We start from the raw sequence: 9,576 nt of genomic DNA, 5'->3' as shown, positions 1-9,576 counted from the left end.
GCCGGACAGACCCCCCGGCTGTCCGGCCCCGCTCCTGTTTCCCCCGATTCCCCCGTCGGTCCTGCTGTACGGGCCGTACGGACTGTACGAGCGTCCCCCGACACCCGCGGCATTCCCCCGTACTTTCCCGGAGCCCCCGTTCCCCCTCCGGTCCCCGCTTCTCCCCCTCTTTCCTTCTCCTCAGGCCACCAGCTCGCCGAAGGCTTCTTCCTCGTCACGGCCGAGGCTCAGCGCCTCGTCGTCGCGCATCCGGCGCAGCGAGCGCCAGATGCTGCTCTTGACCGTGCCGACGCTGATGTCGAGTATCTCCGCGATCTCCGGGTCCGTACGGCCCTCGTAGTAGCGGAGCACGAGCATCGTGCGCTGTAGTTCGGGCAGCCGGGCCAGGGCCTGCCACAGCACGGCGCGCAGCTCGGTGCCGCGCATCGCGTCGTGGTCGCCCGCCGTCTCCGGCAGCTCCTCGGTCGGGTATTCGTTGAGCTTGCGCCGCCGCCAGGCGCTGATGTGCAGATTGGTCATCGTGCGGCGCAGATAGCCGCCGACCGCCGCCTTGTCGGTGATCCGGTCCCAGGCGCGGTACGTGGAGAACAGCGCGCTCTGGAGCAGGTCCTCCGCCTCGAAGCGGTCGCCGGTCAGGTGGTACGCGGTCGCGTACAGAGAGGCCCGGCGCTCCTGGACGTAGGCGGTGAACGCCGCTTCGGCGTCCGACCGCGCAGGCGTCTCGGCCTGCTCGGCCCGCTCGGTCCCGGTCCCCCGCGGTTCCCCCGCGGCCTCCCCGTACACGGTCGCGTCGATGGCCACCATGTACGGCGGCCGTCCGCGTCCGGTGCCGCGAGCGCACCCCCGCCCGCTCACGGCACCGGACTTCTCCGGGCTCCGTACGGCGTCGTGCAGGCGCGTGCGAATGACTGCGCTGGTCGTGGTGCTGTGCAGTGTGTTCATGTCGCGCCCCCCGTCGATGGAGCCAGCTCGGTCAGTCGGTGTATCGGACGGTCGTTCTGTCCGATGGCCAAAACAATGCCGGGCCAGTTTCATCGCGCTGTCCGGCGTCTGTCACAGGCGCGTCACAAGGCCGCCCGGCAGGGTCACACGCGGTCCGGTCACCGGGAATTCACCCGGCACGGGGGCGCACGGAACCGGCCCGTCCGCCGTCCGTCACCCGCGCACCACAAGGAGCGGTGCGGGATGGGAGCGGTTCTACGGTCGAACTCCCAGCCTGACGTAGGCCAGAATGACCAACGTGCCCTACCTGCTGCTGATCGAGGACGACGACGCCATCCGCACGGCCCTCGAACTCTCCCTGTCACGCCAGGGTCACCGTGTGGTGACCGCGGCGACGGGAGAGGACGGTCTGAAACTGCTGCGCGAGCAGCGCCCGGACCTGATCGTGCTGGATGTGATGCTGCCCGGCATCGACGGCTTTGAGGTGTGCCGCCGCATCCGGCGCACCGATCAGCTGCCGATCATCCTGCTCACCGCGCGCAACGACGACATCGACGTCGTGGTGGGCCTGGAGTCGGGCGCGGACGACTATGTGGTGAAGCCCGTACAGGGGCGGGTGCTGGACGCCCGTATCCGCGCGGTGCTGCGCCGCGGCGAGCGCGAGTCCAGCGACTCCGCGTCGTTCGGGACGCTGGTCATCGACCGGTCCGCCATGACCGTCACCAAGAACGGCGAGGATCTCCAGCTCACCCCGACCGAGCTGCGGCTGCTGCTGGAGCTGAGCCGCCGGCCCGGCCAGGCGCTCTCCCGCCAGCAGCTGCTGCGGCTGGTGTGGGAGCACGACTACCTCGGCGACTCGCGGCTCGTGGACGCCTGCGTGCAGCGGCTGCGCGCCAAGGTCGAGGACGTGCCGTCGTCCCCGACGCTGATCCGTACGGTCCGGGGGGTCGGCTACCGGTTGGACACCCCTTCGTGACGGAGGAGTCCGGCCGGGTACGGGGCCGTCGGGCCGCCGCCCGTAGGTTCGTGCAGCGCAGCATGCGCTGGCTCAGCCTGCGGCTGCGGCTGATGCTGGTCTTCGCGCTCGTCGCACTGGCCGCCGCGGTCTCCGCGTCCGGCATCGCGTACTGGCTCAACCGCGACGCCGTCCTCACCCGTACCCAGGACGCCGCGCTCGACGACTTCCGCAAGTCCCTCCAGGACAACACGGCCGCCCTGCCGCCCACGCCGACCTGCGCCGAGCTCCAGCAGGCCGCGGACCGGATGGCGGACACCACCCAGAAGTACGAGGTGCTGCTGATCGGCGCCGTGCAGGGCGGCCGCGACTGCGCCGCGCCCTCCAACCGCGACCTGTTCACGCTGAAGGTCGTGCCGAAGTCGCTGCGCGCCGCGGTCGTACGGCAGCGGCCGGTGACCGAGTCCAACCGGTACCCGTACCACCTGTACTGGCAGCGGATCACGCTCGACGGCACGCCGTACCTGGTGGGCGGCGCGAAGGTGATCGGCGGCGGCCCGACCGGCTATCTGCTCAAGTCCCTGGAGAACGAGCGGCAGGACCTGAACTCGCTCGCCTGGTCGCTGGGGATCGCCACCGGCCTCGCGCTGATCGGCTCCGCGCTGCTCGCGCAGGCCGCCGCCTCCACGGTGCTGCGGCCCGTACAGCGGCTCGGCGACGCGGCCCGGCGGCTCGGCGAGGGCAAGCTCGACACCCGGCTGCGGGTCTCGGGCACCGACGAACTGGCCGACCTGTCGCGGACCTTCAACAAGACCGCGGAGTCGCTGGAGAAGCGGGTCGAGGAGCTGAGCGGGCGGGAGGCGGCCAGCCGCCGGTTCGTCGCCGACATGTCGCACGAGCTGCGGACCCCGCTGACCGCGATCACCGCCGTGACCGAGGTCCTGGAGGAGGAGGCGGAGTCCCTCGATCCCATGATCCGACCCGCCGTGGAACTGGTCGTGAGCGAGACCCGGCGCCTCGGCGACCTCGTCGAGAACCTCATGGAGGTCACCCGCTTCGACGCGGGCACCGCCCGCCTGGTCCTGGACTCCGTCGACGTCGCGGACCAGGTCACGGCCTGCGTGGACGCGCGGGCCTGGCTGGACGCGGTGGAGCTGGACGCGGCGCGCGGCATCATCGTGCGGCTCGACCCGCGCCGCCTCGACGTGATCCTCGCCAACCTCATCGGCAACGCCCTCAAGCACGGCGGCTCCCCGGTACGGGTCGCCATCCGGACCGAGGGCGACGACCTGGTCATCGAGGTGCGCGACCACGGGCCGGGCATCCCCGAAGAGGTGCTGCCGCACGTCTTCGACCGCTTCTACAAGGCGAGCGCGTCCCGGCCGCGGTCGGAGGGCAGCGGTCTGGGCCTGTCGATCGCGCTGGAGAACGCGCACATCCACGGCGGCGAGATCTCCGCCGCCAATTCGCCGCGGGGCGGCGCGGTGTTCACGCTCACACTGCCGCGCGACGCGTCGCGGCTCTCGCCGGAGGACGACGGCGAGGAGGGGGCGGCGGGCCCGGCCCCGACCCCGAACCCGGCGGCCGGCGAAGACGGGCACAGCAGGGGTGGGGACAGCAGGGGTGGGGACAGGGACGGCGAGGGGCCGGGCGACGGCTCGGGGAAGGGCGGCGACCGATGAGGCTGGGCACGGCTCGTACGGCCGGTACGGCCACTACCGTCAGTACCGCCAGTACGGCTCGTAGCGCTTCCGGCGGCCCCGTCGGCCGTACGGGCACGGGGGCGCCGCGCCGGGCGGCCAAGGCTTCCGCCCTCGGTCTCGCCGCCCTGCTGCTCGCCGGGTGCGGGATCCGCGGCACGTCGGTGCCCGTGGACGCGGGGAGCGCCCCGTCGCGGGCGACGTGCGTCGTACGGGCGGGCGGCGGGGAGAGCGCACCCGACGACGGCCAGGCGGTCTCCGTCTACCTGGTGTGCGCGTCGCAGCTGCTGCCGGTGACCCGCACGGTGCGGCTCCCGGAGGGCGACGCGGCCGAGGACCCGGTACGGGTGGCCGGGGCGCTGCTGGAACAGTTGCGGCAGCCGCCGCTGGCCTCGGAGGAGGAGGCGGGGTTCTCCACGGACGTACCCGCCGGGCTGTCGGTCTCGGGGCCGCGCGAGCACGACCCGTCGGCGGCACTGCGGCTGAGCCGGTCGCCGGAGGAACTGCCGCCGTCCGCGCTGGGGCAGCTCGTATGCACCTTCGCGGGGACGGCGGCGGCCGACGGCGGCCGCGGCGTGCTGCTGGGCGGACCGGACGACAACAAGCCGCGCCGCTACGAATGCACCGACGAGATGCGTTCCCGCCCGCAGTCCGCGCCGACGGGCGCGCCGGTCGCTTCCTGACCGTCCGACGAGCTTCCTGACCAGCCGATCAGCTTCCTGGCCGACCGATCAGCTTCCTGGTCGGCCGCCCGCGCCACGGCCCCCGCCGGGCGCGTCATGACGCACCGGTCCCCGTCATGACGCGCCGGTCGCGCCCTGGCCGGCCAGTCACGCCACGGCTCGCCGCCTCCGTCATGCCGCACCGCTCCGGTCACGCGTCACCGATCGCGCCACGACCCGCCAGGCGCGTCATGACCCGCCGCCCCCTCCCGACGCCCCACCGATCGCGCCCCGACCCGCCGGTCGCATCCTGACTCTCTGTGGCGGCGGACGGAACCGCGGCCACCGCACCACGCGTCATGGGAGGCGTGCAGGGTCATGGTTACGGCGGTTCGACCGCCCTCCGATACCGCTACCGCGCCGTGGGTCTCGTCCTCGTGGCCGCCCATCTCCTCGTCGTCGGCTGGCTGACCCTGCGCCCGCTGACCGCGCCCTGGGTGACCGCCACGAGCCCCGAGCCGCTGGCCACCATCCGCGCCGATCTGGCGCTCGGCGCCTGGGAGGCGACGTGCGCGATCGGCGGATCGATGCTGCTGCTCGCGCCGCTGGGCGTACTGCTGCCGCTGGCCGGCGGGCGGCTGGCGGTGGCGCCGCTGATGTCGCTGTCCCGGACGGTCTTCGCGGCGGTGATGATCTCGTTGACCCTGCAACTGGTGCAGAGCGGCGTCGCGGGCCAGGTGCTGCACGTGGACGAGCTGCTGCTGAACTCGGCGGGTGTGGCCGTCGCCCATCTGGCGGTGGTGCCGCTGGTACGGGCCAGGCTCCGCCGCCGGTATGACCGCCCCCGGCCGCGCCCCCTCCGCCGGGAGGAGGGGAACCACGCCTCGGCCCCCACGATCCCCAGGGTCAAGACGGCCCCGTAGTGGGACGGCTCGGCGCAGGTCACCGCCCTACCGTGGAGACATGGGAGAACGCTCCCGGCGTTCTACCGACGACAGACGACAGACGACAGACGACTGACGACTGACGACAAGGAGTCGCCATCATGTCCGCTCCACTGGTCCGACCCCGCAAGAACAAGGTCATCGCCGGTGTCTGCGCGGGTCTGGCCCAGCGCTTCGGCACCACGCCCACGACGATGCGGGTGATCTTCCTGCTCTCGTGTCTGCTGCCCGGCCCGCAGTTCCTGATCTACCTCGCGCTGTGGGTGCTGCTGCCCTCCGAGGACGAGTACCGCAAGACGGCTTGGTGAATGATCACGGTCACTCTCCGTAGAGATACAGCAATACGGGGTACGTGACGGCGGGCCGCATCCCCTGTGGGGTGCGGCCCGTAGCCGTACGTTCCCGGCGACCGAAATCTCAGCGGCGGAACTTCTCGATGGCGGCCGGCGCGACCGGGGTGAAGAAGTTGACGAGGTTGCCGTCGGGGTCGCGGAAGAGGAGCGCGCGGTTGCCCCAGGGCATCGTGGTGGGCTTGTTGACGAACTCCGTCACCTCGCCCTTCAGGTTCTCGTACAGGCTGTCCACGTCGTCGACGAGGAATTCGAGGATGGCGCTGCGGTTCGCGGCCGGTTCGGCGGAGCCGGGGGCGAACAGCGGGACGGTGCGGGTGCTGCCGATCGCGAGGGTGCCCGAGGCGGTCCTGATCTCGGCGAAGTCCTCGGTGGCCCAGGCGGCGGGCGTCTTGGTGACGCGCTCGTAGAAGTCGACGAGGCGGGCGACGTCGCCCGTGATGATGCGGACGGAGACGAAGTCCATGGGGGTTTCTCCTGTGCCGTTAGGTGCTCACGTACTCAGTGCTCACGGCTGTGCCGTTCGGTGCTTACGGAGACGACGCTACGTCCAATACCGGACGGAACCCGCCCGGTATATGCGGGAGACTTTCCGGCATGCCCCGACCCATCGCCCGCGTCCTGTCCCTGCTGGAACTCCTCCAGTCGGGCGGCACCCGGACCGTCTCCGAACTCGCCGGCCGGCTCGGCGTCGACGAGCGCACCGTACGGCGCTACGCCCAGCACCTGATCGATCTCGACATCCCCGTCGAATCGGTGCGCGGCCGCTACGGCGGCTACCGGCTCTCCCCCGGCTTCCGCATCCCGCCGCTGATGCTGAGCGACGACGAGGCGCTCGCCGTGCTGCTGGGGCTGGCCATGGGCCGCCGGTCGGGACTGACGGCGGTCGCGAACACGGCGAGCGGAACAGCGAGCGGAACAGTGAGCGGAACAGCAGCCGAGACGGCGAACGAGACAGCGAACGAGACGGCGGCGGCCAAGATCCGGCGCGTCCTGCCCGAGCGGCTGCGCCGCAGGCTCGACGCCGTGCTCGGCTCCCTCGCCTTCACGGAGCCGCCGCCGGGGAGGGCCTCCGCCGCCCCGGACCCCGCGGTCCTGCTCCCCATCGCCGACGCGGTGCACCACTGCCGGCCGGTCTCGGTCCGCTACACCGCGCGCGACGGCCGCCGCAGCGAGCGGACCCTGCACCCGTACGGGGTCGTCGCCCACGCGGGCAAGTGGTACGTGACGGCCACGGACCCCTCGGCCGACGAGGACCGGACCTTCCGCCTGGACCGCATCGCCGACGTCCGCACCCTCCCCGGCGCCTTCGAACCGCCCGCCGACGCCGACCCGGCGCAACGCCTCCTGATGAGCCTGGTCACGGCCCCGTACCGGCATGAGGTGACCGTACGCGTCCAGGGAACGGTGGAGCAGATCCGCGCCCGGCTGCCCGCGAGCGTGGCGATCGTGGAGGAACTGCCGCCTTCGGAGGGCGGGCGCTGGTGCCGCGCGGAACTGCGCGTGGAGCGGCTCGACTGGCTTCCCGCCGTCCTCGCCTCGCTCGACCTGCCGTTCGCCGTCGAGCGGCCGGATGAACTCCGCGGCCTCGTCGAGGACTTCGCCGAGCGGCTCACGGCCTCGGCCCGGCGGCTCCCGCCTCCCTCGTAGGAGAGCGACGAGACGGAACCGCCGGGCGCGCACGGCCGGGCATTCATCGCGAACGGGCCGGACTCACCGGCACAGAGCGGCGCGGGCCACAGCCGTGACCAACAAGGGGCCGGACCGCGGGGACGGACCGGGAACGCCGGACCGGGGACGCCAGACTGGCGAGGTCGGACCGGCCAGGTCGAACCGGAGACGCCGGACCGGCACAGGCCCGACCGGCACAGACCCGACCGACACAGGCCCGACCGACACAGGCCCAACCAGCGATTCCGGAAAGACGGAGGTCAGACCGGCAGGCCGCCGAGAAGCCCGGCGCCGGGAACGGCGCCCATGGCCGCGCCGCCGACCGTCGCGGGGAGGGTCTTCGCGACCGCGCCCGTCGGCAGGCTGCCCGCCAGCTGACGCGTGGCCGGGAGGCCGCCGAGCAGCTCCTGCGCGCCGCGGTCGGCCGTCGTCTCCAGCGCCTGGTCGGCGACCGGCGGAACGACGGTGGCGACCGTGCCGACCGCACCCTGTGCGGCGGGCAGGGCCTGGGCGCCGCCCGGTACGAACTGGCCGAGCGTCTCGCCGGGGATGGCCTGCACGGCGCCCGCGACGGTGGGGGCGACCGTCTCGACGGGCCCGGCCGCACTGGCGGTGCCGGCGGCGGTGGCGGCGAACGCGGCGCCGAGAGCGGCGACGCCGAGGGTCTTGATGGTTCCCTGCTTCATCAGAATTCTGTCCTCATGACGGGGTAGGTATGGAGCGGCACTGCAACGTAGTCATGCGGCCAGGGGGGTAGCAAGCACCGAAAAAGGGCCGGGACTTGAAATCCCGACCCTGCTTCGGCTATTTGGGCGCTCGCGCGCTAGGCGGTGAAACCACTGCTCACCACGGGTTCCGCGGCCGTCTGACGGAACAGCCACTCGGACTTCAACTCGGCGTAGCCCGGCTTGACGACCTCGTTGATCATCGCCAGTCGTTCACCGAAAGGAATGAAAGCGGACTTCATCGCATTGACGGTGAACCATTCCATGTCGTCGAGCGTGTACGAGAACGCCTTGACGAGCTCCTCGAATTCCCGGCTCATACTCGTGCCGCTCATAAGTCGGTTATCGGTATTTACGGTTGCGCGGAATCGCAGCTTCCGCAGCAGCCCGATCGGGTGCTCGGCATAGGAATCGGCCGCGCCCGTCTGGAGGTTCGAGGACGGGCACAGCTCCAGCGGGATGCGCTTGTCCCGTACGTACGAGGCGAGCCGGCCGAGCTTGACCGTGCCGTCCTCGGCGACCTCGATATCGTCGATGATCCGCACGCCGTGGCCGAGCCGGTCGGCGCCGCACCACTGGAGCGCCTGCCAGATGGACGGCAGGCCGAACGCCTCGCCCGCGTGGATGGTGAAGTGGTTGTTCTCCCGCTTGAGGTACTCGAAGGCGTCGAGGTGGCGGGTGGGCGGGAAGCCGGCCTCGGCGCCCGCGATGTCGAAGCCGACGACGCCCAGATCGCGGTAGCGGTTGGCGAGTTCGGCGATCTCCAGGGCGCGGGCGGCGTGCCGCATGGCGGTCAGCAGCGCACCGACGCGGATGCGGTGGCCGTTCTCCCTGGCCCGGCGTTCGCCTTCGCGAAAGCCCTCGTTGACCGCCGTGACGACCTCGTCGAGGGTCAGGCCGCGCTCCAGGTGCTGCTCGGGCGCGTACCGGACCTCGGCGTAGACGACGCCGTCCGCCGCGAGGTCCTCGGCGCACTCGGCGGCGACGCGGACCAGCGCGTCACGCGTCTGCATGACAGCGCAGGTGTGCGCGAAGTTTTCGAGGTAGCGCTCCAGGGAGCCGGAGTCGGCGGCCTGGCGGATGAGGGCGCCGAGCTTGTCGGCATCGCCCTCGGGGAGGCCGTCGTAGCCGGTCTCGCGGGCGAGGTCGATGAGGGTACCGGGGCGCAGGCCGCCGTCGAGGTGGTCGTGCAGCAGCACCTTGGGCGCGCGGCGGATCTGCTCGGGGCTGGGGAGTGCGGGCTGGCTCGTCATCCGGGCACTTTAGCGCCTACGCGCGTAGACATCGGCGAACGATACGTAACGGTGACCCGTCGCCGGGGTGGACTCGCGCGCTCCTTCTGCCATCGTTTCTGCATGGCTCAGGAAGCTCTGCCGGAGCGCGGTGCAGCTCGGCTCGGTAAGCCCGTCGGAACGGCCGGACCCGTGCACGGCGTCGCCCTGTTACTTCCCACTGGCGAAGCGTCCGGCACCCGCCGCCCCTCCCCCCTGCCGTCCGTCGCCATGCGCCCGCTCGCGCGGCGGATCGCGCGCGCGGGCCGCCCGGAAGGGCTCGTCGTCCACGTCGTGCACTACCGCTTCCGGGGGTGGAACGGCGCCTCGGCCCATCCGGCGCGGGACGCCGAGTG

10 protein-coding genes and 1 pseudogene are annotated in these 9,576 nt (G+C 72.0%); 7 read left to right on the top strand and 4 right to left on the bottom strand.

Translation table 11 applies throughout. The features are described 5' to 3' along the window. Positions 1-180 precede the first annotated feature (180 nt). A complete protein-coding gene (locus tag ACFU99_RS20845; protein ID WP_384394118.1) occupies positions 181-942 on the bottom strand; it encodes a SigE family RNA polymerase sigma factor in 762 nt (253 codons plus the stop codon). Between the two features lie 298 nt (positions 943-1,240). Here ACFU99_RS20845 and afsQ1 point away from each other — a divergent pair, with 298 nt between their 5' ends. From afsQ1 to ACFU99_RS20820, 5 genes are all read left to right on the top strand, one after another. Then, positions 1,241-1,918: a two-component system response regulator AfsQ1 gene (afsQ1, locus tag ACFU99_RS20840; RefSeq protein ID WP_363135135.1), complete on the top strand. Its 678-nt coding sequence runs from the start codon at positions 1,241-1,243 to the stop codon at positions 1,916-1,918. Positions 1,919-1,980: 62 nt separating this feature from the next. Continuing rightward, a complete protein-coding gene (locus ACFU99_RS20835; protein ID WP_384394120.1) occupies positions 1,981-3,579 on the top strand; it encodes an ATP-binding protein in 1,599 nt (532 codons plus the stop codon). Beyond that, positions 3,576-4,280, top strand: coding sequence for a hypothetical protein (locus ACFU99_RS20830; protein ID WP_384394116.1), 705 nt, complete (start codon positions 3,576-3,578; stop codon positions 4,278-4,280). The genes ACFU99_RS20835 and ACFU99_RS20830 overlap by 4 nt, the downstream gene beginning before the upstream one ends. 338 nt (positions 4,281-4,618) lie before the next feature. Beyond that, positions 4,619-5,182, top strand: coding sequence for a VanZ family protein (locus ACFU99_RS20825; protein WP_384394119.1), 564 nt, complete (start codon positions 4,619-4,621; stop codon positions 5,180-5,182). A 122-nt stretch (positions 5,183-5,304) separates the two neighbouring features. Continuing rightward, positions 5,305-5,511 carry a PspC domain-containing protein gene (locus tag ACFU99_RS20820; RefSeq protein ID WP_384394114.1) on the top strand — a complete coding sequence of 69 codons (207 nt, stop codon included), beginning with the start codon at positions 5,305-5,307 and terminating at the stop codon, positions 5,509-5,511. Positions 5,512-5,620: 109 nt separating this feature from the next. Here the strand turns inward: ACFU99_RS20820 and ACFU99_RS20815 are convergent, their stop codons facing one another. Further along, positions 5,621-6,019, bottom strand: a complete 399-nt coding sequence (locus ACFU99_RS20815) for a VOC family protein (protein WP_384394112.1) — start codon at positions 6,017-6,019, stop codon at positions 5,621-5,623. Positions 6,020-6,150: 131 nt separating this feature from the next. Between ACFU99_RS20815 and ACFU99_RS20810 the strand changes: the two genes are divergently transcribed. Further along, positions 6,151-7,203, top strand: coding sequence for a helix-turn-helix transcriptional regulator (locus tag ACFU99_RS20810; RefSeq protein ID WP_384394111.1), 1,053 nt, complete (start codon positions 6,151-6,153; stop codon positions 7,201-7,203). A 281-nt stretch (positions 7,204-7,484) separates the two neighbouring features. Here ACFU99_RS20810 and ACFU99_RS20805 read toward each other — a convergent pair whose 3' ends face one another. Together ACFU99_RS20805 and ACFU99_RS20800 are read right to left on the bottom strand one after the other, a co-directional pair. Continuing rightward, a complete protein-coding gene (locus tag ACFU99_RS20805; RefSeq protein WP_384394109.1) occupies positions 7,485-7,910 on the bottom strand; it encodes an ATP-binding protein in 426 nt (141 codons plus the stop codon). Between the two features lie 137 nt (positions 7,911-8,047). Further along, positions 8,048-9,202: an adenosine deaminase gene (locus ACFU99_RS20800; protein WP_384394107.1), complete on the bottom strand. Its 1,155-nt coding sequence runs from the start codon at positions 9,200-9,202 to the stop codon at positions 8,048-8,050. A 102-nt stretch (positions 9,203-9,304) separates the two neighbouring features. Here ACFU99_RS20800 and ACFU99_RS20795 point away from each other — a divergent pair. Further along, positions 9,305-9,576 (top strand): annotated as a pseudogene (locus ACFU99_RS20795) (alpha/beta hydrolase); the annotation flags it as partial.

The organism is Streptomyces sp. NPDC057654 (genome assembly GCF_042800135.1).
GTDB lineage: Bacteria > Actinomycetota > Actinomycetes > Streptomycetales > Streptomycetaceae > Streptomyces.
Note: the sequence above shows the minus strand (reverse complement) of the source record. Positions and strands in the feature narration are given on the sequence as shown.